We start from the raw sequence: 25,756 nt of genomic DNA on the forward strand, positions 1-25,756 counted from the left end.
TTTGGAAAATTCCCTTGAAAAAGCCTTGGCCGGTGGTGTGTTCGTTCTTCCGAACGGCTCCCGGACCCTTAGGAAAGGTATCAGTAAGAGATTCTCAGAGAGTCATTTCTGAGAGTTATATGGGGGCGTCGAAAACCTTGTCGTGCCAGCGGCTTGTTGGTGGTTCGCGTATCGAACTCTGCGTGGATGCGTATCGAACTCTGCGTGGATGCGTATGGGATTCTGCGTGCGCGAACCCGGCCGGCGCATGGGATTCTGCGTCGATGCGTATTGGGTTCGGCGTGGATCGCGGGTCCGGCCGGTGAACTCTGGGGATTGTCCCGAATCCGACCCCGTATCGAACTCTGCGTGCGCGTCCCGGGGCCGGACGCGGCGCATGGACCGGCCGGGATTTTCTCCGTTCCGGCCGGTGGATAGCCGGGATGATTCGGGGCTCCGGCGCCGGCCGCCGAGACTCCGCGGCGGGGAATCGGGCATGGTCGGCGCACGGCCGGGTCGGGACTGTCGATCCCCGCGTCCCGCGCGGGCGGCACGCGGGTCCGCACCGGGATCTTGGCCGGGATCTTGGCCGGGATCTTGGACCGAAGAGCATGGGGCGGGGTCTGTTGGGGATCGAGGACACATTGGCGGGCATCCGCGACGCCGACCTCCTCGCCGAGGTCGAAGCGGCGCGCGGCAGCTTCCTGTTCGCCACCATCGCGGAGACCATCCTGCACCGGCAGCGGGCCCGGGACGCGGAGGTGCTCGCGCGGGGTGCCGTGGCCGGGCGTCGCCAGGCCATGGGCCGCGACCAGCGCCGCCGGGACGCCATCCGCGAGGTCATCGAGACCGAGCCCACGGGCCCCGAGAACCTGCAGCACATCCACTCGGTGCTGGCGCTGTGCGGCCTGCCCTACCGCGACCCCGGCGATGCCCGCGAGTTCTTTCGGGAGTATGGGCGCAACTCGCTCAGCCTGCTGGCCGGGCGCCTGAAGAACCCCGCCACCGGCGAGATGGAGTTTCAGGGCCTGCCCTACGGCCCCAAGGCCCGACTGGTGCTGCTGCATCTCTGCACCGAGGCCGTGCGCCAGCGCAGCCCCACCATCGCGGTGGCCGACAGCCTGTCGGGCTTCATGAAGGAGATGGGCTTTGCCGTCACCGGTGGCGAGCGCGGCACCATCCGGCAGTTCAAGGAGCAGCTCGCGCGGCTCGCCGCCTGCACCCTGCAGATCGGCCTCTGGGACGGGGCGGGAAGCGCCAGCACCCTCAACGTGCCGCCCTTCCGCCAGCTCGACCTCTGGCTGCCCCAGGGGGCCGACGGGGTGGTCTGGCAGAAGAGCGTCCAGTTCCACCAGGATTTCTACGACAACCTGATCCAGCACGCCCTGCCCGTCGACATCCGGGCCGCCAGGGCTTTCTCGGGCTCGGCGCGTAAACTCGACCTGCTGTTCTGGGTCGGCTACCGCCTGCGCGCCCTGCAGCGGCCCCTGCGGCTGACCTGGGACAACCTGCACAAGCAGTTCGGCGCCGACAACGCCAGCCTCCGCAGCTTCCGGCAGGCCTTCAAGGCGGATCTCGCCCACCTGCAGGAGGTGTTTCCGAAACTGCCGATCCGCCTCGACGACACCGGCATGCTGCTCCAGCCCGCCGACCCCAGCGCCCTGCTGATCCCGCCCCGCGGGGCCAAGCTACCGCGCAAGGCTGTAGCCTGACGGTATATTCCCTTCGTAATTGGGGAATAAGAGTTGTCGACCGATCGGATAAAAGGAATAAGACGGAATGTTCCGCTTTCCAACAGCGCGAACGCATTGTCCGTGAGGCGTCCATGTTTCTCTCAGAGGCCGAGGCCGAGGCGGCCCTACGCGACATGCGGCGCCGCCGCGACGAACTCGACCGCGTCATCGCCGAGCACCAGCTCTACCTCGAACTCGGCCGCCGGCTCGGTGCGCCGACCCGCGCGACCGAACCGGCGGCTCACCGGCCGGCGACTCCGGACCCCATGTCCGGCGCCGGGATCGCCCCCGACCGGCCGCCGGATCAGGCGCGGGCGGGCGAGGACCTCGTGGCCGCGCGTCGGCACGGACGCGCCCTGGTCGCGGCGGCGGTCAACCTGCTGCACGAGGCGGGCCGGCCGCTCCATGCCGGCGAGATCCTGCAGGGCCTGACGGCGCTCGGCTTCGACCTGCCGGGTCACGACCCCGTGGCCGCCCTCAACACCCGCCTGTGGAAGCGCGCCGTGCCGGGCGGACCCCTGAAGCGCCTCGGCGAGGCGGTCTACGCCCCGGCCGAGGAGGACGAGGATCTCGGCTGACGGGCGGGCCGCCCTGGCGCATCCGAGACTTCGATCGGGCAGGGCCAAGGCGGCGAGCTGCCCGCCGGGGCCGTCGTTTGGATCGGTGAGTCTGCCGGTTCTTCGCCCCAATGGCGCGCGGGCAGATGCGCCGGGTGGATTCGTCCTCGCCGGTGGCCTCCGGCGCAGAGCGCGGGTCGAGGACAGGGCGACCGTAGCCCGGCGAGGTCCGCTCGGGGGCGACCCGTATCGCGTCGTCGGCGCGACAGAGTCGGATACTGGTCTGCGCGTGGTAGGCGGTGACGTCCCGCGCGCCGAAGCGAAATGACGCGGGCGGCGTCGCCGTCGCCCGCGTAGGCCGCTCAGAAGAACGGCCCGTAGAGCGGGCGCGGGCGGTAGTACCCGTAGCGCGGCCCGTAGAAGGGGCGGGGGCCGTAGAAGGGACGCGGACGATAGTACCCGTAGGGCCTGTACATGGGCCGGCAGTAGCCGAACCGGTTCGGGATGAAGCCGGGGCCGCAGCCATAGGCGACGGTCTCGACGGCCGCACCCGCCAGGGTGCCGGCGGGGGCGGGCGCGATCGGGGCGGCGTGAGCGGCCGAGGCGAGGCTGACGCCGCAGGTGACGGCCAGCGCCGTCACGAGCGATTTCACGGACATGGAACCATGACCTTCTGCTGGTGTCGGAATCCGGCCCCGCGCGGGCCGGACCGCCCGAACGTGCCAGCGTTTTTCTGAACGCATGCTGACGGGCGCACGGGCCGGATCAGGCGGCGGGCAGGACGCGCGGGGCCGGGGCGGGCCCCCGGCGCAGGATGCGTCGGCGCGCCGGTTCCTCGACCCAGAGGTGCCCGGCCACGCTGAGCGCCAGGGCGAGCGCGGTGGCGATCCCGGCGCCGAGCCAGGGCAGGGCGGCGAGCCGGCCCCCGAGGGCGAGCCGGTCGAGGCTGTTCACGAGGGCGTAGGCCGGGGAATGGACGAGGTAGAGCGCGAAGGAGATCCGACCGAGGAAGACGAATCCGGGCGCCACCAGGGGGCCGCGGTGGATCTGCGCGCCGGCCAGGATCAGGGGCGCCCAGGCCAGGGCGGTGAGCCCGTTGTGCAGGAGCGCCTCGGGCAGGTGGGGCGCGGCCGCCGAGAGCCCGAGGGCGCCCAGGGCGGAAAGGCCGAGGAGGGCCAGGGTCGGGAGCCGCAGGCGCGTCCAGGCCACGTAGAGGAGGAGGCCGGCGACGAATTCCGGCAGCCGCAGCAGGGGATTGTACTTGATCGCCTGGGCGAGGAGCACCGCGTCGGCGCTCCCCGTCTCAGGGGAGATCAGCGAGATCCCGGGGGCGAAGTGCGCCCAGGCGAGGCTGGCGGCGGCGGCCAGCGCCGCCCAGGCCGCCAGGGTGAGGCGCGCGGTGCGGCCCGGGGCGCGCAGAGCCAGGGGCAGGAGCAGCGGGAACAGGGCGTAGAAGAAGAGCTCCGCCGAGACCGACCAGCTCGGGCAATCGAGGGCGCAGGCCGCCCCCGGCACCCAGGCGTGGAGGCCCAGCGGCGCCAGGACCGCGCTCGCCGCCATCAGGCCCTGGAGGGGCGGGGCCGATTTCGCCACCCAGGCGGCGAACCAGGGCAGGCTGAGGGCGAGGGCGACGAGGTAGAGCGGAAACACCCGTGCCACCCGCGCCCGGCGGAAGCGGGCGAGTGCCCCGGGTTCGCCGAGATCCACGCTGCGGTAGGTGTAGGCCAGGATGAAGCCCGAGAGCAGGAAGAAGAACGTCACCCCCGAATAGCCGAGCCCGATCAGGGCCGGGGGCGTCGCCGCGGGGAAGAAGAACCCCGCATAGTGGAACACCAGGACGTAGGCCGCCGCCACGAAGCGCAGGGCCGTGAGCGCCCGCAAGGGGGCGACCGGCGGATGGGCCGGGGCCGCGCCCGCCTCCGCCAAGCCGATTGCCGGCGGACCCGTCACCGGGGTGCGGCCCCGATCACCCGCGCCCCGGCGGAGAAGCGTAGGCCCAGCACCGCCACGGCGAGCAGGAAGAACAGGGCGTTGGTGGCCTGGTAGAACACCGATTCGAACACCGCGACCATGAGGGTGAACAGCCACATCCGCAGGAACAGCATCGCCAGCGGATCGATGCCCCGCGTCCCCCGCGCGCGCAGGCGGGTCTCGAGGTCGGCGAGGGGGGCGAGGACGAGCCACCAGACCGTGAAGGCGAGGCCCGGCAGGCCGCTCTCCAGGGCGGTGTTGAGGTAGCCGTCATGGGCGTCGGTGGCGCGGTTGACCCAGGTCGTCGCGTCGGCGCCGCCGCCGTAATACACGCTCTCCCAGAAGGCGCCGTAGCCGAAGCCCGTGACGGGCTTCTTGGCGATGTTGTCGACGGCGAAGGCCCAGATCTCGGTGCGGCCGGTATAGGTCGGGTCGGTGGCGAGACTCGCGATCACCGACGCGATGGCCGGCGAGAGCACCGAGCCCACCGTGGCGACGAGGATCAGGGCCAGGGGCCCGAGGAGCACGAGCCGGTGCCAGTGGCGGGAGGGAAAGAGCGTGCAGGCCCAGGTCAGGCCGAGCACCGCCGGGGTCATGGCCAGCGAGGTCTTGGAATTGGTGAAGGCGAGGAACACGCCCGCCAGGACCACCACCGCCCAGCCGAGGAGGCGCTGTCCCATCCCGGCCCAGAACAGCCCGATGATGATGAACATGCCCATGGCGGCGCCGGCGCCGTTCTTGTGGGCGTAGACGCCGCGCCAGCTGCCCGCATGTTCGGGCTCGATGAGATCGAGGGCGGTGTGCATCGCGCGCTCGGGCACGAAGACAAGGCCGAGATAGCAGAGGACGAGCACGATCAGCACGCTGCCGCCGAGCACCCCAGCGAACTGGCGCGCGTCGCGGGCGAGCACCAGCACGCTCACCACCCCGCCGAACAGGATGAAGAGCGAGATCAGCCGGCGCGCCGAGACGGCGGGCTCGATGGAGAAGGCGGTGGAGACGCAGATCCAGCCGAGCATCGCCAGGATCGGCAAGGTGGCCAGCGGGCGCAGGGCCGCCCGCCCGCGCCAGGCCAGCACCGCCAGGGAGACCGCGCCCATCCCGAGGAACAGCACCTGATTGACGACGTTGCCGCCGGCGCGCGAGGCCGCGTTCTCCGCCGCCGTCCCGTCGAGGAACGGGTCGGCGCCGATCAGGACGAAGAGCAGGATCGCGCCCATGATCCCGATGCGCGCGGCATCGGGCAGGTCCCGGCGCAGTGCCGCGCCCGAACCGGTGGCGATGCCCGTCGTCATGCTCCACTCCCGCGTCCGAGGGCCGGCGAACGAGGCGCCATCCTAGCGCCCCTCGTCCTGATCGATAGGCGTGCAGAATACCGTCCCGCTCGCGAAGGCGGTTCCAACCCGTCGACACTGTCCGGCCGGTGGGGACGGCGCAACCCCGTGCGGACCCGGTGGTTCGTCGCCGGAGCGACGGCCATTCCCCCGGATCGGGAGAACGATGACCTCCTTCGAGGACGAGAAAGAGACGATCCCGCTGTTCATCCCGGGGAGGATGCCGTGACGGGGGTGAATTCTTGCACTCCAGGCCGCTGCATGCGACTGCGCGGGACATTCACGCCGGGCCATGCCGCCTCGACCCCCGAGGCCGGTGCGGCCCGGCGCTCCGATCCGCCGTCCTGGAACCGTCCGATGCGCCTGACCCGCCGTGCCGCCACCCTGTCCGCCGCCTTCGCCACCCTCGCCGCCTGCGCGGGCCTCCTCGCCGCCGGCCCGGCCGCGGCGCAGAGTGCCGCGCCGGTTCCGGTGCGCATCGGTGTCATCCCGGTGATCGGGGCGGCACCGATCTTCGTGGCCAACGGCGAGGGCTGGCTCAAGGAGGCGGGTCTCAGCCCGACCTTCACCACCTTCGAATCCGGCCCGAACATGATCCAGGCGCTCGCGTCCGGCACCATCGACGTCTACGTCGCCGGCGTCGCGCCCCTCGCGGTGGCCCGCACCAAGGGCATCGACGTGCGGGTGGTGGCCTCCACGGCCATCGAAGAGATGGTGTTCGTGGCGAGCCCGAAGCTCGCCCCCTACTTCGCGGAGGGCGCCGACAAGGGGGAGGCCTTCGCGAAGTTCCGGGCCAAGGAGGGCAAGGCCGCCCGCCTCGCTACGCAGCCGGCGGGCTCGGTGCCCAACACCACCCTGCAGCACTGGCTCTGGCAGGTGGCCAAGGCCGACAAGGCCAATGCCGAGGTGGTGGCGATGGGCATCGACGCGACCCAGCAGGCGATGCTGGCCGGCGCCGTCGACGGTGCCTCGATCCGCGAGCCGGCGCTGACCATCGTGCAGATGCGCAATCCCGCCATCAAGCTCATCGCCACCGGGGGCGAGATGTTCCCCGATCAGCCGGGCACGGTGGTGGGCGTGTTCGGCGCCTTCGCGGACAAGAATCCGGCCGCCGTCGAGGGGCTGGTCAAGGCCGTGGTGCGCGCCGTCGACCTCCTGAAGAGCGACCCGGCCCGCGCGGCGAAACCCGTGGAGGCGGCGCTCGGCAAGGGCATCACCGACACCGCCACCATCACCAAGGCGCTGACCTCGCCGGCCGCGAAGTTCACCGCCGATCCGCGCCAGATCATCGAGGCCACGAAGAAGATGCAGGCCTACCAGGTCTCCATCGGCACCCTCGACAAGGACGTGCCCCTGGAGGGCCTGTTCGAGCCGAAATACTACGAGGCCGCCACCAAGCGCTGACGCGGCGCGGCCCCGGGGCTGCTCGCCTGACGGCCTACTCGGCGGCGAACAGCCCGGGCAGGCCCGAATCCCCCGCCGGGGACGCGGCCGGACCGCCGGGCCTCGCCTCGGCCGCGGCCTTCGGATCGCCCGGCCCGGTCTCGCAGGCGAGCGCCGGCAGGGCGACGATGCGATTGCCGCGGTAATCCATGCGGCACACGATGGTGCCGCGGGTCTCGACATAGGCCAGCAGACGCCGGGCGCGGCCCGGCGAGCGGCTGCCGATCGCCCGGGCCAGGGCCTCGTCGCCGGGGCAGGGCTCCCCGGCGAGGGCCGCGCGGGCGAGGAGCAGGAACAGGCCCTGGACCTCGTCCGGCAGGGTGGCGGCGACCCCTTGTGCCTCCTCCCAGCGCCCGTCCGCCTCGTCCGGGGCGACGTCGGCCCCGTCGAATCCGGCCCGGGCGACGCCGAGGCGGCGGCGGAAGGCGGCGAGGCTGATCGCCTCGCCGTCGAGGCCGCGCATCCGGCAGCGCACGAGGAAGTCCTGGTAGACCACCGCCACCGGCTGGCCGCCGGCATCGGGGTCGGCGGCAATGCCGCGCAGGACCGCGTCGAGCCCAGCCCGGATCTCCTCCTCGCTCAGCGGCGCGGGCGCCTCCACCGGCTCGGGGCGGTAGGCGCTGAGCTCGCGCATGAGGTCGGCCGGCGTGGCGCGCGGCGTTGGCGGCGTGCGGGGCGCTGGCGCCCACGCCAGCGCGGGCTCGTCGGCCGAGCGGGTGAGGATGAGGGCGCGGAGATCCGCGTCCGCCGGGGCGGGCAGGGGCACGAGCTTCGGGGACCCCGAGCGCGCCGAGGTCGTTACCGGCCCGATGCGCAGGGCCAGGGGGCGCCGGCTGAGGGCGGGCCCCAGCGCCACGAACTCGCCGCGCGACAGATCGCGAAAACGCTCGGCGCCGCGCCGGTCGAGGCCCAGCAGGTCGGCCGCGCGCGCCATGTCGATGTCGAGGAAGGTGCGGCCCATCAGGAAGTTGGTGGCCTCGGCCGCCACGTTCTTGGCGAGCTTGGCGAGGCGCTGCGTGGCGATGATGCCGGCCAAGCCCCGCTTGCGGCCCCGGCACATCAGGTTGGTCATGGCGCCGAGGGAGGCTTTCCGCGCCTCGTCCGAGACGTCGCCGGCCGCCGCCGGCGCGAAGATCTGCGCCTCGTCGACCACGATCAGGGCGGGGTGCCAGTGGGTGCGCTCGGCCTCGAACAGGCCGCCGAGGAAAGCGGCCGCCGCGCGCATCTGCGCCTCCATGTCGAGGCTCTCCAGGGTGAGCACCACCGAGACCCGGTGCGCCCGCACCCGGGCGGCGATGGCCTGGAGGTCGGGCTCCCCGTGGGCGCCGTCCACCACCACGTGGCCGTAGGCCTCGGCAAGCGTGACGAAGTCGCCCTCGGGGTCGATGATCACCTGCTGCACCGCGCCGGCGCTCTGCTCCAGCAGGCGCCGCAGCAGGTGCGACTTGCCCGAGCCGGAATTGCCCTGGACCAGCAGACGCGTGGCCAGGAGCTCCTCGAGGTCGAGGCACGCGGGCTCCGCCCCCGGCCCCATGCACAGACCCATCTCGATGCCGACCGTCATGCCTGCTCCGGCTCCCGCGCCGAGGTTCGTTCCCCGGGGCTCCTCTGGCTCTCGCACGAAGGTCTTAACACGCGTGCCCTCGGGCAGGTCCGTTGCCCGGGGCGGGCGTCCACAGGTGAGGGGTCGCACCCGGAGAAGCTAGGAAGGTCTGTATTTGTTCTCTTTCTGTTCGATTTCTCGAGCCGGTCGATGGGTTCAAAAGTCTAGGTCCTAATACCTATGACTAAATGCATAGGTCTATCAGCCTAGGAAGTGAAGTTTCGGATTTGACGCCTCTGGAACAAACAAGAAACATAGATCGGCGCATGCGATGGGTCTGCATTAAGTTGCACCCGGATCCGGGACACGCCCTTGCCGCACGGGCGGCCTGATCCAGGTAATCCGGTCATGAACCCGATTCTCGTCGTCGCGCTCGTCTGCGCCTCCGCCGTCCAGGCTCCGGATTGCTCCCGGGACACGGCCCTCGACATCATCACGGGCCCGGCCCACACCCTGCAGGAATGCCTGATGCAGGGGCCGGTGCTCGCGGCCAATGCCGGGCATGGCAACGAGCCGGGCACCTACGTGAAGACGCGCTGCGAACCGCGGCGCTGAGCCGGCCGGAACGGAGCAGCCGATGGACGATGTCAGCCCCGAACGCGCGGTGATGATCCGCCTGCGGGCCCGCCTCGCGGTGGTGGAACGCGCCGCCTGGTTCGGCCTTGTCCAGGCCATGCGCACGCAGCCGGCCGAGACCGAGGCCTACCTCGCGGCCGAGCGGGCCAAGTGCGCCGAGGGCTTCGGCCAGCGCGGCTGGGCGGCCGACCTGACGGAGGCCGAGCGCCGCATGCTCGGGGCCGAGGTCGATGCGGGCCTCGCCGGCCTCATCGCGGATGCCAAGGCCGAACTCGGCCAGACCTGACGGGTTCCGGCCAAGCGTCAGCCCCCGAAACGGTTCGCCCAAGCCGGGGGCCCGGCCCAGCCGGGCGGCACCGTCGCGCGATGCACGCCGATCGCCACCGCGCGGGCGAGCGTGCGCGCGGCCGCGTCGCCGATCCGCGCGAGGTCGAGGACGGGGTCGGCGAGGGGCACCCGGCCGGTGGCCACGGCGAAGACGGCGTCGCCGTCCAGCGGTGTGTGGACCGGGTGGATCGCCCGGGCGAGGCCGTCCTGGGCCATCACGGCGAGGCGGCGCGCCTGGGCCTTGGTGAGGGCGGCGTCGGTGGCGACCACCGCCAGGGTGGTGCTGGCCCCCGCGCCCGAAAGCGTCTTGCGCGGCCAGTCGAAGGCGTCGGCCGGCATCGCGGCGGGGGCGCCGAGTCCGCCGTACTCGCAGCCGATCTCGTAAGGTGCGGCCCAGAAATGCGGCCCCGCCCCCACCGTCACCCGGCCGAAGGCGTTCACCGCCACCAGGGCGCCGACCTGGAGGCCCGAGCCCGCGACGTCCACCAAGCCCGCGACCTCGGCGGAGGCGGAGCCGATCCCGCCCTTCAGGTTCGCGGTGGCCGCCCCCGTCCCGGCCCCGACGGAGCCGAGGGCGAAATCTCGCGCGGCGGCCGCCGCCGCCGCGTAACCGAGGTCGCGGTAGGGCGAGAACCGGCCCCAGGCCTTGTCGCCGCCGTTGAGGAGGTCGAACAGGATCGCGGCCGGCACGATCGGAACCCGGGCGGGGCCGACGGGAAAGCCGCGTCCGGTCTCGGCGAGGTGGGCGACGACGCCAGACGCCGCGTCGAGGCCGAAGGCCGAGCCGCCGGAGAGGACCAGGGCGTCGATACGCTCCACGGTGCGCTCCGGATCGAGGAGGTCGGTCTCGCGGGTGCCGGGGCCGCCGCCGCGCACGTCGATGCCGGCCACCACGGGCGCGTCGAACAGGAGGGCGGTGGCGCCGCTCGCGAGGCGCAGGTCGGTGGCGTGGCCGACCCGGATGCCGGCGATGTCGGTGATGCGGTTGGTCAGCATGGCGCCTCCCCGGGATACCTCGGTGCGGTCTCCGGCCGAAGGATCGGGTCCGCGCACGCCGCCTATGCCGACGGCGCGGGTGCGGACCTCAGATAAGCAAACATGTGCGGTACATAATCAGCCTTGCCGATCCCGATCCCCTGGTTCCGCAGAATGGCGTACGCCGTGACGACGTGGAAGTAGAATTGGGGCAGCGCCCAATCGCGCGCATAGGTTTCGCCCGTCATGTCGAACGTCACGCCGCCCGGAAGTTCGATCGCGATCGGCAGCGTGTCCCCGGCGTCGAGGGCGTCGTCCGTCAGACCGTCGAGATGGGACAGGGCCTGGTCGATCCGGGCCCGTGCATCGGCGAGCGATCCGGGGGCGTCACCGGCCTCGCGCCCCTCGGCCGCCACCGCGGCGAGCGACGGGGGGATGGCCTGCCCGCGCAGGCGGAACGTCGCGTCCTGCGCCTGATAGGCCGCGAAGCGCAGTTGCGCGGCGAGCGGCAGCATATCCGGCGCCAGGCGCGCCGATAGCAGGCCCTCGGCCCCGGCCGGCGCCTGCCGTTCGGCCGTGTCCAGCAATCCGGCGAGGGTCTTCAGCATGTTCCGGTAGGTCGGTACGAGAAGGTCGGTCAGCGGCATGGCGATCTCCGGGAAAGGCGGTCGTCGGGTCGGGTTCGCGCGTCGCGCTGAAGCTCCCTCAAGCGGCCCGCGCCTGCCGGGCGGCGCGGGTGGCGTCGACCGCGTAGATCGCCAGCGCCAGCCAGATCAGCCCGAACAGCACCGCGCGGTGGGGCTCCAGCCGCTCGCCGTAGACGAGGGTGCTGAGCACGAGGAGACAGGAGGGCGCAAGGTACTGCATCAGCCCGAGGGTCGCGAGGGTGAGCCGTTCGGCGGCCGCCGCGAACCAGATCAGGGGCAGGGCCGTGGTGGCCCCGGTGAGCAGGATCAGGCCTGCCCGCACGGGGTCGCCCTGGATCACGGGCGGCGCGAAGGCCGCGAGGTAGATCAGCGCCACCGGCAGGAGCAGCAGCGTCTCGGCGGCAAAGCCCACCATGGCGTCGACGCCGACGACCTTGCGGGCGAGTCCGTAGAGCGAGAAGCTTCCCGCAAGTGCCAGCGAGACCCAGGGCAGGCTGCCGGCCATGACGACGGCCAGCAGCACGGCGCCGGCGGCCAGCAGCACGGCCGCGGCCTGGACCGGGCGCAGGCGCTCGCCGAGCACCACGGCGCCCAAGCCCACGCTCATCAGCGGGTTGATGAAGTAGCCGAGACTCGCGTCGAGCATGTGCCCGGACTGCACGGCCTGCAGGTAGAGGAGCCAGTTCACGCCGATCAAGCCGGCCGAGAGGACGAGGAGCCCGTGCCGGCGCACCAGGGGGAAGGGGTTCCGGATCCGGCGACGCAGAGCCACCAGCAGCCCGGCGACGAGCAGGCTCGACCAGACGATGCGGTCGGCGAGGATGCTGGGCGCCGGCACGGCGTCGAGCAGGCGGAAATGCACCGGGACCACGAGGCCCCAACTCAGGTAGGCGCCGAGCGCGTAGATCAGACCCAAGGCCCGCCTCCTCCTGCCACCGCGTCGCGGCCAAAGGGGGCCGGGCGCGGCTTATAGCAAGTCTTCGACGGGGATCACCCGGGCGACGATCATCCGGCGACCGCGCGCGTTCTCAGCGCGCGCGGGTGAGGGTGACGGCGGGGTCGCCGCGCATCAGGGCGTTCAGGCGCTCGGTGTCGAAGCCCTCGGCGGTCCGCTTCACGGGCGGCTTGGGCGCGGCGGGCTTCGGCGTCACCTTGGCGGCCGCCTCGCGCGCCGTGGCGGGCTTGGGCGGGGTCGTCCGCACCACGGGCGTCCGGGCCGTCGTGCCGCCGCCGTCGCGCCCGAGGATGTCGCTGATCGAGGGACCGGTCTCCGCCGGCAGCGATCCCGTCACGGTGGGCTCCGGCGGACGGGCCCGGGTGAGGGCGGCCACCGGCGCGGCGGATCGGGACGCCTTGGGGGCCGGATGGTCGAGCCGGTCGACGCAGGCGAAGGCGATGGCCAGGGCGCTGCCGCCGAAGACACTGCCGACGACGATGTTCCGCAGGATACGCAAGGGACGGGCTTCCCGGATACGCGAGTACCGGACGGGATTTAGCGCGTCTGCGTTAATGAACCGGAGCCGGCCTCCGCGCGCCGTTTCCTGCGCCGGCACAACTCCGCTCAGAGGATGCGCGCGAGAAAATCCCGGGTGCGGGGATGCTCGGGCCGCTCGAAGAAGGCCTCGGGCGGGGCGACCTCGACGATCTGGCCCTCGTCCATGAACACCACCCGGTCGGCGACGCGGCGGGCAAAGCCCATCTCGTGGGTGACGCAGAGCATGGTCATGCCGCGGGCCGCCAGATCCGTCATGGTGTCGAGCACCTCCTGCACCATCTCGGGGTCGAGGGCCGAGGTCGGCTCGTCGAACAGCATCACGGCCGGGTCGAGGCAGAGGGCGCGGGCGATGGCGACCCGCTGTTGCTGGCCGCCGGAGAGCTGGCCGGGATAGCGGTCCGCCAGATCCGCGATGGCGAGGCGCGCGAACTCGTCCCGTGCCCGGGCCTCGGCGGCCCGGCGGTCGATCCCGCGCCCGTGGATCGGCGCCAGGGTGCAGTTCTCCAGCACGGTGAGGTGGGAAAACAGGTTGAAGCTCTGGAACACCATGCCGACGGAGCGCCGCACGGCCGGGATGCGGGCGGGGGTGAGGTCGTGGCCGTCGACTCGGACCGTGCCGCCTTGATAAGGCTCGAGGCCGTTGACGCAGCGGATCAGGGTCGACTTGCCCGAGCCCGAGGGGCCGCAGATCACGATTTTTTCGGATTGCGCCACCGCGAGGGAGACGTCGCGCAGGACGTGGGCGGTCCCGAACCACTTGTTCACGCCCAGGAATTCGACCGCCGGCGTCGTCGTGGCGGGGGACGTCATGACCGGCCCCGCTCGCCGGCGGCGAGGCGGCGCTCGATGAAGGCGGCGTAGCGCGCCATCGCGAAGCACACCGCGAGGTAGAACAGGGCGGCGAAGGCATAGGCCGTGGCCGGAATGGTCGGTGCCGACCAGCGCGGGTCGGCGCGGGCCGCCTCCAGCACCCGGATGAAGTCCGCGATGCCGACGATGGAGACCAGGGTGGTGTCCTTGAACAGCCCGATCAGCGTGTTGACGATGCCCGGCACCACCACCTTGAGGGCCTGGGGCAGGATGACAAGGCGCATGGCCTGTCCCTTCGTCAGCCCGAGCGCCAGGGCCGCCTGGCCCTGACCCTCCGGGATCGCCTGCAGGCCGCCGCGCACCACCTCCGCCATGTAGGCGGAGGCGAACAGCGCGATGCCGACGAGCGGCCGCACCAGCCGGTCCACGGTGAGATCGCCGGGCAGGAACAGCGGCAGCATCACGTTGGCCATGAAGAGCACGGTGATCAGCGGCACCCCGCGCCAGAATTCGATGAAGCCGATGCAGGCGTAGCGCAGCACCGGCAGGTCCGAGCGCCGCCCCAGGGCGAGGAAGATGCCCAGCGGCAAGGACGCGACGATGCCGACGAGCGAGACCACCACCGTCACCAGCATGCCGCCCCACAGGCTGGTGGCGACGGGAGCGAGGCCCAGCACGGAGGAGCCCGAGAGTAGCCAATAGGCGAGGACCGGGCCGGCGACGAATACGAGCACGGCCCCGAGGCCACGGCGCGGCGCGTCGAGCCACAGCATCCAGGCCGTGCCCAGGGCCACGAGGCCGAAGAACAGGTTCGGGCGCCAACGCTCGGCCGCCGGGTAGGAGCCGTAGACGAGGTAGTTGATCTTGGCGCCGATGAAGGCCCAGCAGGCCCCCACCGGGTGCCCGGCGACCTCCGGCCGGCAGGCCTCGCCCGAGTTCCCGCTCCAGACCGCGTCGGTGACGAGGAAGCGGATCACCGGGGGCAGGAGGAGCGCCAGCCCGGCCAGGATCACCAGGGTGGTCAGGGTGTTGCCGGGGCTCGAGAACAGGTTCTTCCGGAGCCAGCCGGCGGGGCCGCCGGTCCGGCGCGGGGGCGGGGCCGGCGGCAGAAGGGTCTCGCGGATCACGGTCATCGCGTCGCCTGCCTCATCGAGATACGGGCGCCGCGCGGCGGTTATAGGCGTTCATCATGGCGGCGAGGCCGAGACTCAGGGTCAGGTAGACCGCCATAGTGATGGCCACGACCTCCACGGCTTGGTTGGTCTGGTTGAGCACCGTGCCCATGAAGACGTGGACGAGGTCGGGATAGCCGATCAGCACCGCCAGGGACGAGTTCTTCGTGATGTTGAGGTACTGGCTGGTGAGCGGCGGCACGATCACCCGCATCGCCTGGGGAATCGTGACGAGGCGCAGGGCCTTGGCGCGGCCGAGCCCCAAGGCTGCGGCGGCCTCCCCCTGGCCGCGGGCCACGCTGGCGAGACCGGCGCGCACGATCTCGGCGATGAAGGCTGCCGTGTAGGTGGAGAGCCCCAGCAGCAAAGCGGCGAATTCCGGCAGCACCCCGAGGCCACCCTCCGGCCCGTAGGGACCGGGGGAAGGCCAGGCGATCCCGACGGGATGCCCGGCGAGCGCCAGCCCGATCCAGGCGAGCGCCGGCGGGCCGAGCACCCAGGCGAGGGCCGGCCATGCGACCGGGCCGGTTTCCGCCCCGGTCTCCACATGCCGGGCCGCGCGGCGCGCCCGGGCGAGCGCCGCGATGATCCCGGCCGCGAAGGCGAGGGGCACGAGCCAGGCGACTCCGAAGAAGTCCGGGCGCGGCAGGAACAGCCCGCGCTGGCTGAGATAGGCCCCGCCCCAGGCCGCCGGGTGCTGCGCCTCGGGCAGCGCCACCCGCACGGCCACGTACCAGACCAGGAGCTGGAGCAGGAGCGGCAGGTTGCGCAGGGTCTCGACATAGGTGGCCGCGAGCGTCCGGGCGAGCCAGTTCGGCGAGAGCCGGGCGATGCCGACCGCGAACCCGATCAGCGTGGCCAGCCCGATGGCGAGCCCTGAGACCAGCAGCGTATTGAGGAGCCCGACGCAGAACGCGTCGAGATAGGTCGAGGTGGCGGCGGCATAGGGGATCAGCCGCTGGCTGATGTCGAACCCGGCGGCCCGCGAGAGGAAGCCGAATCCGGCCGTGATGCCCTGGCGCGCGAGTTTTTCGGACGCGTTGGCGAAGGCCGCATAGGCCAGCGCCGCCAGCGCCAGGGCGACGAGGGCCTGGAGCAGGAGGGCGCGGGTGGACCCGGTCCTCGGCCCGGACCCGGATTCGGGCGGCCCCGCCCTCACCGGATCGGCGGCCCGTATTGCAGGCCCCCGTTCGTCCAGAGGGCGTTGAGCCCGCGCGGGATCTTCAGGGGCGTCGCCTCGCCGAGGTTGCGGGCGAAGACGTCGCCGTAATTGCCGACGTGGCGGACGATCCGGTAGGCCCAGTCGTCGGTGAGCCCGAGGCCCCGGCCGTAGCGACCCTCGACGCCGAGGATGCGCTTCACGTCCGGGCTCAGGGTCTTTTCGCGCAAGGCCGCGACGTTGGCCTGGCTGATCCCCGCCTCCTCCGCGTCGATCATGGCGTAGTGGGTCCAGGCCACGAGGTCGCGCCAGGCATCGTCGCCCTGGCGCACGCCGGGCGCGAAGGGCTCCTTCGAGATCGCCTCCTCCAGGATGACGTGCTCCTCCGGATGCGCGGTCTTCAGGCGCTCGCCGTAGAGGGAGGACTTGTCCGTCGAGTAGGCGTCGCAGCGCCCCGATTCGTAGGCGCCGAGCGTCTGTTCGCTGTTGGCGAAGGTGACGACCTGGTAGCTCAAGCCCCGCGTGCGGAACCAGTCGGCGGTGTTGAGCTCCGTGGTGGTGCCCTGCTGCAGGCAGATCGTCGCCCGGTCGAGCTGCTTCACCGTGGTGATGGTCAGGGATTTCCGGACGAGGAACCCCTGCCCGTCGAAGAAGGTGATCACGGGGAAATTCATCGCGGCGGTGTCGCGCGACAGTGTCCAGGTGGTGTTGCGGGCGAGCACGTCGATCTCGCCCGATTGCAGGGCGGTGAAGCGCGCGGCCGAGGATTGCGGGATGAAGCGAACGCGCTCCGGATCGTCGAAGATCGCGGCGGCGAGCGCCCGGCAGAAATCCACGTCGAGGCCGTGCCAGCGCCCCTGCCCGTCGGGCATGCTGAAGCCCGCCACCCCGCCGCTGACCCCGCAGACGAGGTGCCCGCGCGCCTTCACCTGGGCCAAGGTGCCATCCTGAGCCGGTGCCGGAGACGCGGCGAGCAGGGCACCGAGGAGCGTGGCGAGGGGCGTGACGGAGACCAGTCGCATGCGCGCATTGCAGGGGATCGCGCGCCGCGGTCAAGCCGCCGGTTGACGGAACCGCGCGCGCCGGTCGTCCGACCCACCCCGTCATTCCGGGACGCCGCTGGCGAGCCCGGAATCCGGACGCGCGCGCCCCGGCCATCACCCGCAGGTTCTGAGCAGGAGCTTTACTTGCCGATCCGTCGTCCGCTCCGATCGAGCGGATGACGGATCATACCGGACCTGGAAACCGTCGGATCGCCAGACGCCCAAGCCGGATCAGAGCACGGCCAGTCATCAGGTGCAGGAGACCGGATCAGAGTGGATCCCCTGGCGGTCCGAGCCTTGCCGCCACGGGAAGACCAGCCGCATGTAGGCACCCGTCGAGGGTCCGGCCACGACTTCGGCGTGCCCGCCGTGCAGGTGCATGATCCTCTGGACAAGGTCGAGCCCGAGGCCAGCGCCCTTGCCACCCTGCCGCGCGCGGTGGAACGGCTCGAAGACCTGGTCGAGCTGGTCCGACGGGATGCCGGCGCCCTCGTCGGAGACCTCGATCCAACCGGCGCAGGCGACTCCTACCCGGATCGTGCCGCGTCGGCCGCCGTGATCGATCGCGTTCTGGATCAGGTTCGTGAGCGCACGATCGAGGGCGGTTTCGTCGCCGTTGACGATCACGGTCTCCGCCTCGGGCTCGAACGTCACTTCGTAGCCGGCCGCGAAGGCAAGAGGCGCGAGGTCGAGGACCACGCGCTTGGCCAGGGCCACGAGGTCGACGGGCAGGAGGGTCGCGTGATCCTGTCCCAGGCGCTGCAGGTCGAGGAGCTGTCCCGTCAGCACGGTCAGCCGCGTGGTGTCCTCCAGCAGGCGCGTCTTCTCCGGCCCCGACGGCAGCGCGGAGATGCGCGTCGTCAGAATCGCGATCGGAGTCCGCAATTCGTGAGCGGCATCGGCCAGGAAGCGCTTGTGGCTCTCGTAGCCCTTGTCGAGGCGGGCCAGGGCTTCGTTGACCGCCCGGACCAAGGGAAGGATCTCGACCGGCACCCCCGCCTCCGTCAGGCGCGCGCCGCTGCGGCCGATATCGATCCGCTTCGCCTCATCCGCGGCCCTTCCGAGCCCGAGCATGGCACGGCGCACCACGAGGGGCGTGACGAGGAGCGTGGCGACCGTCATCAAGCCGATGACGAAGAGGTTCAGGTACAGCCACGGCAGGAACGCGGCCACGACCTGACGCAGGAGCGCGGGCCCCTTGCCACTCGTGAGCATCTGAACCCGGCCGGCCGGCGTATCCACGCGTTGCAGGACCGCCACCGGCGCCGTCTCATCGCTGCGATCCCCGGCGACGACCGCGCTTTCGATTCGGTCGAGGCCCGGCATCAGGGGGGTCAACATATCCGGAAGCCGTCCTTCCGACAGCTGGTGGCCGGCATCGTCGCGCACGACGAACCAGAAGCCGTCGACCTCGCGCCTCAACCGATCGAGTTCCTTGGTCGGCCGCAGCACGAGATCGCCGTCGGAAGTCCGTTCGACCGCTGCCGTAAGAGCCTCGATGGTGCTCAGCTGATAGGTTCCACCGCTGATGGCCCCGCTCATCCAAAGGGCGCCGACGACACCGACGACGGCGAGGTTCAGAAGTGCGAAGGTCGCCGCTTGCGCGGTGGCGGTGAGAACGACGAGCCGCCATTTGAGGGAAGATGGGCGCCGCAGGCTCATGGGGTTTCCCGCAAAAGGTATCCGATCCCGCGCACACCGTTGAGAATCAGGCCGCTGTCGGCGTCCGCGAGCTTGCGGCGCAGACGCGAGACCTGGGTGTCGAGGGCATTCGGCTGGACCTCGTCGTCGAGGCCGAACACGGCCTCCATCAGGGCGTCGCGCTGGACCATGCGGCCCAGGCGACGCAGGAGCGCCTCCAGGACGAGCGTCTCACGCCGCGTCAGATCGAGGATCTCGCCATCGATGCGGGCCTCGCGGTTGGCGAAGTCGAAGGCGAGCCGTCCGCTCCGTACCACCTCGGTCTGCAGGTTCGCGGGGCGGCGCAGCAGCGCGCGCAGCCGCGCCAGCAACTCTTCGAACGCGAAGGGCTTGGACAGGTAATCGTCCGCCCCGTGATCGAGGCCGGCGACCCGGTCGGCGATCTCGCTTCGAACCGTCAGCACGAGCACGGGCACCCGGCTCCCGCCCGCGCGCAGCTTCGGGATCAGGGACAATCCGTCACCATCGGGAAGCTGCCGGTCGAGGACGATGACGTCGTAGCCACAGGCTTCCGCCATCGCCTCCGCTTCCCCGAGGTCGGCCGCGCGATCGACGACGATGTCATGGCGCGACAGCACGGCGCGCAGGGCGGAGGCCATCTCCGGTTCGTCCTCGACCAACAGCATGCGCATCGACGAACCTCGCGGGGCCCCCCGCGTCCTCTAGCCCGGGCCAACCCCGGAATCCTATCGCGCCTGTCTGTCGGCAGTCTTGCAGGACGGCCCGGACGTTCGAATTTCGTGAAAAATTTTCCGCGGTCACGAACGACAGCTTCTCGACAGACAACCATGAGATCGTTTTGCCCTCGATAAAAGTAATAAAAACACAGTATCGAGCAGAAAAACGAAAGATGTATTACATGGAAATCTATAGAGAAACATTGGCTGCCGGCAGCCAGACAGGCCGAAAAGGCTTGGGTGGCAAGCTCTCCGACCTGCTACCCTTCCTGCGGGAATTCGTGCGCGACCCTCGGGGCGTTGCCTCCATCGCCCCGTCCGGACGTGCGCTCGCCTCTCTGATCACGCAGGAGATCTCGTTCCGGACCGGTCCGGTCATCGAGCTCGGCCCGGGCACCGGTGCGATCACGCATGCCTTGATCGCGCGGGGCGTCCGCGAGCGGGACCTGACGCTCGTCGAGTACGGCTCGGACTTCGCCCGCCTGCTGCAGATGCGTTTCCCGCAGGCACGGGTGTTGTGGATGGACGCGGCGGCCCTCGATCGGCACGTGCTCTTCCCGAACGGGTCGGTCGGAGCGGTCGTCTGCGGTCTGGGCCTGCTGAACATGGACGAACGCAAGGTCGCCGCGATCCTACACGGAGCCTTCCGATACCTGCGGCCGGACGGGGCGTTCTTCCTCTACACGTACGGCAAGCGCTGTTCGGTGCCGGAGCCGCTGCTCGATGCGCTCGGCCTGCAGGCGACCCGCATCGGACGGACGATCCGGAACATCCCACCGGCCGGCGTCTACCGGCTCTCGCGCCGTCCGTTCGCGGGCTGACGGTCATGGAACCCTCGGCGCTTCTCCCGCTCTTCGTGAATCTCGGTGTCCCGGGATTCTTCGCGGCCGCATTCGCGGAAAAGTTCATCCCGATCGTTCCGTCCTACATCATGCTGATGCTGTTCGGGATGAGCGTGGCGGACGACATCACCCTCCTGTCCGCCATCCTCGCGACCGGGGCGGGGTCGCTGGCCGCCTCCCTCTGCTGGTACGGGATCGGGCGCGGCCTCGGCGAACGGCGCGTCGAATGCGCGGTCGCGCGATACGGCAGATACGTGCTGTTCGGGCTGCCGACCTACGTCAGGCTCGCCGAAGCCTACCGCCGCAATCGCTTCTGGGTGACGCTGGTCGGGCAGACGGTCCCGGTCGCGCGAATCTACCTGGCCCTGCCGGCCGGCGTGCTCCGGCTGCGCCCGGCCTCGTTCGCCACCGCCGCCGGTACCGGCATCCTCGTCTGGAACACGCCGTTCCTGGTCTTGGGCCACGCCCTGCGCGAGACGGGCGCCGACCCGCTCGAACTCGGCTTCCGGGTTTCGATCGCGCTCGTCACCGCCGAGATCGGCCTCGTCGCGGGCACCAAGCTGCTCCATCGTCGCCGGCGTGCGTCCCTGGACGCCGCGGCACGCGCCGTCTCGCAGGAGGCGCGTTAGAGTGCCTCACGAAACGCCCGACCGCGACGGGTCTCGCCTTCGCCAGGCCGGTGCAGCGGGCGTCTTGTGAGAGACATCAAGGCGGTGTGGACAGTTGGGGTTCGCAGGGTGGCCTGGGGGTGATTCAAGTCGGGCTCCCGGAGGCTGGGCTCGGGTGTTTTGGATCGTCCGGTCTCGAGTGGCGAGCTGTGGGACCGCGCGGCGCCGCTCATGACCCCCTCCGACCCTGCGGCGCTCCGACCCCCTGGGTTGACGGGAGCGCGCGCGCCGGGCTTCGGTCGCGGCAGGTCCATCCCTCGCCCACCGGTGCCGATGTCGAACACGCCCCCCCGCGATCCCGCCCGCTTCGGGGCGAGCACCCGCCTCGTTCATGCGGGACGCGACCCCTCCGCCCAGCACGGCTTCGTCAACACGCCGATCTATCGCGGCTCGACGGTGCTGTTCCCGACCTACGACGACCTCCAGCACCGGCGCGGGCGCTACGATTACGGCACCTCCGGCACGCCGACGACGGATTCCCTCACGAGCGCCTGGAGCGAACTCGCGGGGGCCGCCGGCACCGTGCTGACGCCGTCGGGCCTCGCGGCGCTCACCGTGGCGCTGATGGCGGTGGTCTCGGCCGGCGACCACCTGCTGATCAGCGATTCCGCCTACCGCCCGACCCGCATCTTCTGCGACGGCGTCCTGAAACGGTTCGGGGTGGAGGTCGAGTACTACGATCCCCTGGTCGGCGCCGGCATCGCCGACCTGATGCGCGACACCACGAAGGCCGTGCTCGTGGAGGCGCCGGGTTCGCAGAGCTTCGAGATGCAGGACGTGCCGGCGATTGCCGAGATCGTCCACGCGCGGGGCGCGGCGGTGATCATGGACAACACCTGGGCGACGCCGCTCCTGTTCCCGCCCCATGCGCGGGGCGTCGACATCGCGGTCGAGGCCGGGACCAAGTACCTCTCGGGCGGCTCGGACCTGCTCCTCGGCCTGACCTCTGCGAACGCGACATACTGGCCGGCTCTGCACCGGACCTTCGAGCACTTCGCCATGTGCCCCGGCCCGGAGGACGTGTTCCTGGCCCTGCGGGGCCTGCGCACCATGGCGTTACGCCTGCGCGAGCACGGGGCGCAGGGGCTCGCCATGGCGCAGTGGCTCCAGGCCCGGCCGGAGGTGGCCCGCGTGCTCCATCCGGCCCTGCCCGACGATCCCGGCCACGCGATCTGGCGCCGCGACTTCTCCGGCGCCTCGGGGCTGTTCGGCGTCATCCTGAAGCCCGTCCCGGAGCGCGCCGTGGCGGCGATGCTCGACGGCCTCGAACTGTTCGGGATGGGCTTTTCCTGGGGCGGCTTCGAGAGCCTCGTGATCCCGTTCGACTGCACGAAGTACCGCACCGCCACCCGCTGGAATCCCGGCGGCCCGGGCTTACGGTTCCACATCGGGCTGGAGGATGTGTCGGACCTGCAGGCGGACCTCGACGCGGGGTTCGCGCGGCTGCGCGCCGCCGCCTGAGCGCCGGGCGTCGTCAGGGCGCCAGCCAAGCTCCGCGCCAGCCGTCGGCCCGCTCCCAGGCGGCCCGGCGGTGGCCGCGCCGGTCGAGGTAGAGGAATTCGAGGCGGGCCACCGCCACCACCACGGCGCAGAAGTTCGGCCGCCCGAGGGTCAGCGCGGTCTCGGCATCCGGCAGGGTGTAGGCGTCGCCGGCGGATAAGCGCGCGCCGGGGGCGGGGTCGGCACCGTAGCAGACCCGGCTCATCGCCATCGAGCCGGCCCAGGCGGTTTCCGCCAGGGCGTCGTCGGTGTGGAGCGTCGCCGGGCCGGAGGCGCGGATCTGGATCTTCGTCGCGGAATCGTAGCCGTGCAGGGCCGCGACCCCGGAGGTCGCGATCTCGGCCGCCTTGTCCGAGCGGCGGTCGCAGTGGAAGCGTAAGGCTCCGGCCGCGGAGTCGGCGTCCCGCAGCACGACGGTGCGCACCTGCGGGTGGCCGCAGGCATCCACGGTGGCCAGGGCCGGCATGTGGAAGGCGTTCCGGCGGAGACGCGGCCCGTCCTCCAGCAGCCGCCAGACCTCGGCGAAAGCCGCGCCGAGGTCGTCGTGGAAGGGCGGCAGCGGCGTCATCGCGCCGGGGCGGCCGCCCGGGCGGCGCGGCGCTCGCGCAGGATCAGGGCGACGTTGCGCAGGTAGATGAAGGTCGACAGCGCCTGCCCGAAGATGATCACCGGCTCGCGCCGCACGAGGCCGTAGACCAGGGTCATCAGGCCGCCCGCGATGGAGAGGAACCAGAAGGCAAGGGGCATCACGCTCCGGCCGGCCCGCTCGGAGGCGAGCCACTGCACCACGAAGCGGGCGCCGAACACCGCCTGCGCCAGGATGCCGAAGACCAGCCAGGCATCGAAACGGGTGACGAAGACGTCGTAGACGTAGCCGCGCACGTCCTCGGCGAGCTGGATCAGCATGGTTCAGGCTCCCGTCACGTCCGTGACCCGCGGCGTCACCCGCTTGCGCCGGATCAGCCACCACACGCCGGCGAGATCCAGGAGCCCGACCCAGAGCCGGTCGAACAGGCCGTATTTCGAGGTGCCAGTGAAGCGCGGCCGGTCGACGACGTCGCGGTGGACCACGCCGAAGCCCTCGCGGGCGACCAGCGCCGGCATGAAGCGGTGCTGCCCGTCGAAGAACGGGAGCGTGTGGTAGACGTCCCGGCGCACGAGCTTGTAGCCGCAGCCGGTGTCGCGGGTGGCGTCCTTGAGGATGCGCACCCGGACCCCGTTGGCGATGCGCGACTGAAGGCTCTTGAGCCGTCCGTCCTTGCGCCCGACGCGCTGGCCTTGCGCGAGGCCGGTGCGCGGCCCGCCCGCCTCGATGGCCTCGAGCAGGGGCGCCAGGAAGGCCGGGTCGTTCTGGCCGTCGCCGTCCATCAGGGCGCAGACGGGCGCGCGGGCCACCGCGATGCCGCTGCGGATGCCGGCGGCCTTGCCGGCGGTGCGGTCGTGGGCGAGCACCCGCAGCCAGGGCCGCCCGACGCGGGCTGCCGCGAGTGCCTCGGCGGTGCCGTCGGTGGAGCCGTCGTCGACGTAGATCACCTCGAAGGGTGCGAGCGGCGCGCAGGCGGTCTCGAGTTCGGCGACGAGGCTCGCGATGTTGCCGGCCTCGTTCTTCACCGGGATGATCACGGAGAGGCGCATGGGTGCTGGATCCGAGGAGGTCAGGGCATCGCCGCGTAGGCCGAGAGATCGACCCGGCGGCCGCCGTTGATGTTGAAGCCCGAGACTGCGCCGACCCGGTTCGGCACCAGCCCGGCGGCCCCGGCGGCGGCCTCGAACGCAGTCGCGAACCGGCCCTCCACGTAGACGAGGCGGCAGCCTTCGCCCTTGAGGAAATCGACGGCTTCCGGGCCGGTGCCGAGCATGGCGAGGTCGGTGCCGATCAGGAAGACGAAGCTCGGCTCGCGGTAGCCGAGGCTGGCCACGCGCGGATGCGGGCAGGGCAGCGCGTCGCGGATCGCCGCGAGGCGGGGCGAGACCTTGAGGGCGGCGATGACCGGCTGGGTCAGGCCGAACACGGCGGGCGAGAGCAGCATCGCCGCCAGGATGCCGAAGCCGAGGGCGCGCTCGGGCAGGCCGCGGGCGAAGGCGCGCCAGGCCAGGGCCGACACGGCGCTGGCAGCCAGCAGCAGGGGCAGGCCGGCCCAGGGCAGGGTGCGGTCGTAGGCGAAGGCGAAGGCCGAGAGGCCGAGGGTGAGGCCGACCGGGATCAGCACCACGAGCCCGGCGGTGAGCCGCGCGCCCCGGCGCTCGGGATGAAGCGCCCCGGCGGCGAGCGCCCGCAGGGTGAGGATGGCGATGGCCGGCATCAGCGGCAGTACGTAGTGGGGCAGCTTGGTCGGCACGATCTCGAACAGGATCCAGGTCGGCACGATCCAGGCGAGGAGGAAGGCGATGGCCGGATCGCGCCGGTGGCCCCAGGCGAAGGAGGCGCTGAGCGCCGCGAAGGCGGCCCCCGGCCAGAACGTGCCGAAGAACGCCACGAGGTAGGCGCCGGGCGGGGCGAAATGCTTCTCCGAGCCGCCCTGCACCTTGCTCAGCATGTCGTGGCCCACCGCCTCCCCGTAGAAGGCGCCGCCGCTCTTCCAGGTGATGGCCGCGAACCAGGGCGCCACGATCATCAGGGTGAGGGGCAGGCCGAGGCCGGGCCGCAGGGCCCCGAGCCAGCGGCCGGACCCCGACCGGACAGAAAGCACCAGGGCCGGCAGGCCGCAGAACAGCGGCACCATCGGGCCCTTGATCAGGATGCCGAGGGCGAGGCCGAGCCAGAAGGCCAACACCGTGACGGTGTCGAGGCGCCCGGGACCGGCGTCGCGCCGGAGCCAGGCCCGGGCGAGGCCGCCAAAGGTCGCCACGGCGCAGGCGCAGAGGAGCGCGTCGGTCTTGGCGAGCCGCGCCTCGGCCGAGAGCACGACGCAGGCCCCGAACAGGGCGGCGGCGAGGAAGGCCCCCCGCCGCGGCAGGAAGACCAGGGCCGACCAGTAGGTGAGGAGGACCGCCCCGATGGCGCCCAGCAGGGAGGGGATGCGGTAGAGGCCGATCGTGGTGCGGGCGTTCGGCACGCCGATGGCCTCGGCGGCGCCGACCACGGCGGCCTGGGCCCAGTAGATGCCCACGGGCTTCTTGTGCCGGGCCTCTCCTTGGAAGCGGATGTCGACGAGGTCGCCGGTCTCCAGCATCTGCTTGGAGGCCTGTGCGAAGCGCGGCTCGTCCCGGTCCATCGGCTGGAGCGAGGCGATGCCGGGCAGGAAGCAGACGAGGCAGAGGGCCACCAGAAGGGCGCAGGCCCAGGCATGGCTCCGGGTGGCGGCGGACAGGAGGGTGTCCGGGAACGCGAAGGCGTCGCCGCGAGCCGGGCGGGGCACGGTGGCGCGGTCGATCATGCGGGGGGATGGGCCGTCAGGGGGGACATACGCGGCTCCGGACCGGCACGCGGCCCCAGAAACCGGTCGAAGATTCCGGTCGATGCCGCGAGGCCGGCGGTGTCGATGATGCGGCCCGGAATGTCAAATCGCGCCGCCGCCGCCCTGTCCCGCGCGGGAGCCTGCGA

The 25,756-nt window shown here is 71.6% G+C and carries 26 protein-coding genes; 8 read left to right on the forward strand and 18 right to left on the reverse strand.

All coding sequences use genetic code 11. From position 1 onward, the window contains the following. The first annotated feature begins 590 nt into the window (after window positions 1–590). Window positions 591–1,691: a replication protein RepA gene (locus tag MKK58_RS16580; protein ID WP_243913084.1), complete on the forward strand. Its 1,101-nt coding sequence runs from the start codon at window positions 591–593 to the stop codon at window positions 1,689–1,691. A gap of 113 nt (window positions 1,692–1,804) precedes the next feature. Further along, window positions 1,805–2,290 (forward strand): winged helix-turn-helix domain-containing protein, encoded by a 486-nt coding sequence (locus MKK58_RS16585; protein ID WP_243913085.1) that lies wholly within the window; start codon window positions 1,805–1,807, stop codon window positions 2,288–2,290. A 341-nt stretch (window positions 2,291–2,631) separates the two neighbouring features. Here the strand turns inward: MKK58_RS16585 and MKK58_RS16590 are convergent, their stop codons facing one another. The 3 genes from MKK58_RS16590 to MKK58_RS16600 all read right to left on the reverse strand — a co-directional run bounded on the left by MKK58_RS16590 (window position 2,632) and on the right by MKK58_RS16600 (window position 5,535). Next, complete coding sequence (locus MKK58_RS16590) at window positions 2,632–2,928, reverse strand: GCG_CRPN prefix-to-repeats domain-containing protein (RefSeq protein ID WP_243913086.1); 297 nt, start codon at window positions 2,926–2,928, stop codon at window positions 2,632–2,634. Between the two features lie 106 nt (window positions 2,929–3,034). Next, window positions 3,035–4,219: an acyltransferase family protein gene (locus tag MKK58_RS16595; protein WP_243913087.1), complete on the reverse strand. Its 1,185-nt coding sequence runs from the start codon at window positions 4,217–4,219 to the stop codon at window positions 3,035–3,037. Then, complete coding sequence (locus tag MKK58_RS16600; RefSeq protein WP_243913088.1) at window positions 4,216–5,535, reverse strand: O-antigen ligase family protein; 1,320 nt, start codon at window positions 5,533–5,535, stop codon at window positions 4,216–4,218. Before MKK58_RS16600 ends, MKK58_RS16595 begins: the two co-directional genes overlap by 4 nt. 396 nt (window positions 5,536–5,931) lie before the next feature. Between MKK58_RS16600 and MKK58_RS16605 the strand changes: the two genes are divergently transcribed. Next, window positions 5,932–6,978 carry an ABC transporter substrate-binding protein gene (locus MKK58_RS16605; RefSeq protein WP_243913229.1) on the forward strand — a complete coding sequence of 349 codons (1,047 nt, stop codon included), beginning with the start codon at window positions 5,932–5,934 and terminating at the stop codon, window positions 6,976–6,978. A 34-nt stretch (window positions 6,979–7,012) separates the two neighbouring features. Here MKK58_RS16605 and MKK58_RS16610 read toward each other — a convergent pair whose 3' ends face one another. Continuing rightward, window positions 7,013–8,581 carry an ATP-binding protein gene (locus tag MKK58_RS16610; RefSeq protein ID WP_243913089.1) on the reverse strand — a complete coding sequence of 523 codons (1,569 nt, stop codon included), beginning with the start codon at window positions 8,579–8,581 and terminating at the stop codon, window positions 7,013–7,015. Window positions 8,582–8,968: 387 nt separating this feature from the next. Between MKK58_RS16610 and MKK58_RS16615 the strand changes: the two genes are divergently transcribed. Next, a complete protein-coding gene (locus MKK58_RS16615) occupies window positions 8,969–9,175 on the forward strand; it encodes a hypothetical protein (RefSeq protein WP_243913090.1) in 207 nt (68 codons plus the stop codon). Window positions 9,176–9,197: 22 nt separating this feature from the next. Continuing rightward, complete coding sequence (locus MKK58_RS16620; RefSeq protein WP_243913091.1) at window positions 9,198–9,482, forward strand: hypothetical protein; 285 nt, start codon at window positions 9,198–9,200, stop codon at window positions 9,480–9,482. Window positions 9,483–9,499: 17 nt separating this feature from the next. Here MKK58_RS16620 and MKK58_RS16625 read toward each other — a convergent pair whose 3' ends face one another. The 10 genes from MKK58_RS16625 to MKK58_RS16670 all read right to left on the reverse strand — a co-directional run bounded on the left by MKK58_RS16625 (window position 9,500) and on the right by MKK58_RS16670 (window position 19,157). After that, the gene (locus MKK58_RS16625; RefSeq protein ID WP_243913092.1) at window positions 9,500–10,519 is read right to left on the reverse strand and encodes a P1 family peptidase; all 1,020 of its coding nucleotides are present in this window, start codon (window positions 10,517–10,519) and stop codon (window positions 9,500–9,502) included. Between the two features lie 62 nt (window positions 10,520–10,581). Beyond that, window positions 10,582–11,145, reverse strand: coding sequence for a DUF1993 family protein (locus MKK58_RS16630; RefSeq protein WP_243913093.1), 564 nt, complete (start codon window positions 11,143–11,145; stop codon window positions 10,582–10,584). A gap of 58 nt (window positions 11,146–11,203) precedes the next feature. Next, the gene (gene rarD / locus MKK58_RS16635) at window positions 11,204–12,061 is read right to left on the reverse strand and encodes an EamA family transporter RarD (RefSeq protein ID WP_243913094.1); all 858 of its coding nucleotides are present in this window, start codon (window positions 12,059–12,061) and stop codon (window positions 11,204–11,206) included. Between the two features lie 112 nt (window positions 12,062–12,173). Then, on the reverse strand, window positions 12,174–12,599 hold the full coding sequence (locus MKK58_RS16640) for a hypothetical protein (protein WP_243913095.1): 426 nt from the start codon (window positions 12,597–12,599) through the stop codon (window positions 12,174–12,176). 107 nt (window positions 12,600–12,706) lie between these two features. Further along, complete coding sequence (locus MKK58_RS16645; RefSeq protein WP_243913096.1) at window positions 12,707–13,450, reverse strand: amino acid ABC transporter ATP-binding protein; 744 nt, start codon at window positions 13,448–13,450, stop codon at window positions 12,707–12,709. Next, a complete protein-coding gene (locus MKK58_RS16650) occupies window positions 13,447–14,583 on the reverse strand; it encodes an amino acid ABC transporter permease (RefSeq protein WP_243913097.1) in 1,137 nt (378 codons plus the stop codon). Before MKK58_RS16650 ends, MKK58_RS16645 begins: the two co-directional genes overlap by 4 nt. A gap of 13 nt (window positions 14,584–14,596) precedes the next feature. After that, a complete protein-coding gene (locus MKK58_RS16655) occupies window positions 14,597–15,781 on the reverse strand; it encodes an amino acid ABC transporter permease (protein WP_243913098.1) in 1,185 nt (394 codons plus the stop codon). After that, complete coding sequence (locus MKK58_RS16660; protein ID WP_243913099.1) at window positions 15,778–16,803, reverse strand: amino acid ABC transporter substrate-binding protein; 1,026 nt, start codon at window positions 16,801–16,803, stop codon at window positions 15,778–15,780. The genes MKK58_RS16655 and MKK58_RS16660 overlap by 4 nt, the downstream gene beginning before the upstream one ends. Before the next feature lie 270 nt (window positions 16,804–17,073). Further along, window positions 17,074–18,486 carry a sensor histidine kinase gene (locus MKK58_RS16665; protein WP_243913100.1) on the reverse strand — a complete coding sequence of 471 codons (1,413 nt, stop codon included), beginning with the start codon at window positions 18,484–18,486 and terminating at the stop codon, window positions 17,074–17,076. Further along, on the reverse strand, window positions 18,483–19,157 hold the full coding sequence (locus MKK58_RS16670; protein ID WP_243913101.1) for a response regulator transcription factor: 675 nt from the start codon (window positions 19,155–19,157) through the stop codon (window positions 18,483–18,485). The genes MKK58_RS16665 and MKK58_RS16670 overlap by 4 nt, the downstream gene beginning before the upstream one ends. A gap of 167 nt (window positions 19,158–19,324) precedes the next feature. On the opposite strand from MKK58_RS16670, the gene MKK58_RS16675 reads away from it, so the two are divergent. The 3 genes from MKK58_RS16675 to metC all read left to right on the forward strand — a co-directional run bounded on the left by MKK58_RS16675 (window position 19,325) and on the right by metC (window position 22,173). Continuing rightward, the gene (locus tag MKK58_RS16675) at window positions 19,325–20,023 is read left to right on the forward strand and encodes a class I SAM-dependent methyltransferase (protein WP_243913102.1); all 699 of its coding nucleotides are present in this window, start codon (window positions 19,325–19,327) and stop codon (window positions 20,021–20,023) included. Window positions 20,024–20,028: 5 nt separating this feature from the next. Further along, complete coding sequence (locus tag MKK58_RS16680; protein ID WP_243913103.1) at window positions 20,029–20,673, forward strand: DedA family protein; 645 nt, start codon at window positions 20,029–20,031, stop codon at window positions 20,671–20,673. A 312-nt stretch (window positions 20,674–20,985) separates the two neighbouring features. Then, entirely contained in the window at window positions 20,986–22,173 is a 1,188-nt protein-coding gene (gene metC / locus MKK58_RS16685) for a cystathionine beta-lyase (RefSeq protein WP_243913104.1), read from the forward strand. 13 nt (window positions 22,174–22,186) lie between these two features. Here metC and MKK58_RS16690 read toward each other — a convergent pair whose 3' ends face one another. Genes MKK58_RS16690 through MKK58_RS16705 form a run of 4 tightly spaced genes read right to left on the reverse strand, consistent with a single transcriptional unit; the run spans window position 22,187 to window position 25,589 of the window. Then, on the reverse strand, window positions 22,187–22,780 hold the full coding sequence (locus MKK58_RS16690; protein WP_243913105.1) for a pyridoxamine 5'-phosphate oxidase family protein: 594 nt from the start codon (window positions 22,778–22,780) through the stop codon (window positions 22,187–22,189). Next, a complete protein-coding gene (locus MKK58_RS16695; protein ID WP_056468610.1) occupies window positions 22,777–23,118 on the reverse strand; it encodes a lipid-A-disaccharide synthase N-terminal domain-containing protein in 342 nt (113 codons plus the stop codon). The genes MKK58_RS16690 and MKK58_RS16695 overlap by 4 nt, the downstream gene beginning before the upstream one ends. 3 nt (window positions 23,119–23,121) lie before the next feature. After that, window positions 23,122–23,847 (reverse strand): glycosyltransferase, encoded by a 726-nt coding sequence (locus MKK58_RS16700; protein ID WP_243913106.1) that lies wholly within the window; start codon window positions 23,845–23,847, stop codon window positions 23,122–23,124. Between the two features lie 20 nt (window positions 23,848–23,867). Continuing rightward, window positions 23,868–25,589: an ArnT family glycosyltransferase gene (locus MKK58_RS16705; protein ID WP_243913107.1), complete on the reverse strand. Its 1,722-nt coding sequence runs from the start codon at window positions 25,587–25,589 to the stop codon at window positions 23,868–23,870. Between the last annotated feature and the right edge of the window lie 167 nt (window positions 25,590–25,756).

It is taken from the genome of Methylobacterium sp. J-078 (genome assembly GCF_022829285.1).
GTDB lineage: Bacteria > Pseudomonadota > Alphaproteobacteria > Rhizobiales > Beijerinckiaceae > Methylobacterium.

Excerpts from the sequence above, each read along its gene's own strand:
- MKK58_RS16580 (WP_243913084.1), top strand. The coding sequence starts at position 591 with ATGGGGCGGGGTCTGTTGGGGATCGAGGACACATTGGCGGGCATCCGC.
- MKK58_RS16585 (WP_243913085.1), top strand. The coding sequence starts at position 1,805 with ATGTTTCTCTCAGAGGCCGAGGCCGAGGCGGCCCTACGCGACATGCGG.
- MKK58_RS16590 (WP_243913086.1), bottom strand. The coding sequence starts at position 2,928 with ATGTCCGTGAAATCGCTCGTGACGGCGCTGGCCGTCACCTGCGGCGTC.
- MKK58_RS16600 (WP_243913088.1), bottom strand. The coding sequence starts at position 5,535 with ATGACGACGGGCATCGCCACCGGTTCGGGCGCGGCACTGCGCCGGGAC.
- MKK58_RS16605 (WP_243913229.1), top strand. The coding sequence starts at position 5,932 with ATGCGCCTGACCCGCCGTGCCGCCACCCTGTCCGCCGCCTTCGCCACC.
- MKK58_RS16610 (WP_243913089.1), bottom strand. The coding sequence starts at position 8,581 with ATGACGGTCGGCATCGAGATGGGTCTGTGCATGGGGCCGGGGGCGGAG.
- MKK58_RS16615 (WP_243913090.1), top strand. The coding sequence starts at position 8,969 with ATGAACCCGATTCTCGTCGTCGCGCTCGTCTGCGCCTCCGCCGTCCAG.
- MKK58_RS16620 (WP_243913091.1), top strand. The coding sequence starts at position 9,198 with ATGGACGATGTCAGCCCCGAACGCGCGGTGATGATCCGCCTGCGGGCC.
- MKK58_RS16625 (WP_243913092.1), bottom strand. The coding sequence starts at position 10,519 with ATGCTGACCAACCGCATCACCGACATCGCCGGCATCCGGGTCGGCCAC.
- MKK58_RS16630 (WP_243913093.1), bottom strand. The coding sequence starts at position 11,145 with ATGCCGCTGACCGACCTTCTCGTACCGACCTACCGGAACATGCTGAAG.
- MKK58_RS16645 (WP_243913096.1), bottom strand. The coding sequence starts at position 13,450 with ATGACGTCCCCCGCCACGACGACGCCGGCGGTCGAATTCCTGGGCGTG.
- MKK58_RS16650 (WP_243913097.1), bottom strand. The coding sequence starts at position 14,583 with ATGACCGTGATCCGCGAGACCCTTCTGCCGCCGGCCCCGCCCCCGCGC.
- MKK58_RS16660 (WP_243913099.1), bottom strand. The coding sequence starts at position 16,803 with ATGCGACTGGTCTCCGTCACGCCCCTCGCCACGCTCCTCGGTGCCCTG.
- MKK58_RS16665 (WP_243913100.1), bottom strand. The coding sequence starts at position 18,486 with ATGAGCCTGCGGCGCCCATCTTCCCTCAAATGGCGGCTCGTCGTTCTC.
- MKK58_RS16670 (WP_243913101.1), bottom strand. The coding sequence starts at position 19,157 with ATGCGCATGCTGTTGGTCGAGGACGAACCGGAGATGGCCTCCGCCCTG.
- MKK58_RS16680 (WP_243913103.1), top strand. The coding sequence starts at position 20,029 with ATGGAACCCTCGGCGCTTCTCCCGCTCTTCGTGAATCTCGGTGTCCCG.
- metC (WP_243913104.1), top strand. The coding sequence starts at position 20,986 with ATGTCGAACACGCCCCCCCGCGATCCCGCCCGCTTCGGGGCGAGCACC.
- MKK58_RS16690 (WP_243913105.1), bottom strand. The coding sequence starts at position 22,780 with ATGACGCCGCTGCCGCCCTTCCACGACGACCTCGGCGCGGCTTTCGCC.
- MKK58_RS16695 (WP_056468610.1), bottom strand. The coding sequence starts at position 23,118 with ATGCTGATCCAGCTCGCCGAGGACGTGCGCGGCTACGTCTACGACGTC.
- MKK58_RS16700 (WP_243913106.1), bottom strand. The coding sequence starts at position 23,847 with ATGCGCCTCTCCGTGATCATCCCGGTGAAGAACGAGGCCGGCAACATC.
- MKK58_RS16705 (WP_243913107.1), bottom strand. The coding sequence starts at position 25,589 with ATGATCGACCGCGCCACCGTGCCCCGCCCGGCTCGCGGCGACGCCTTC.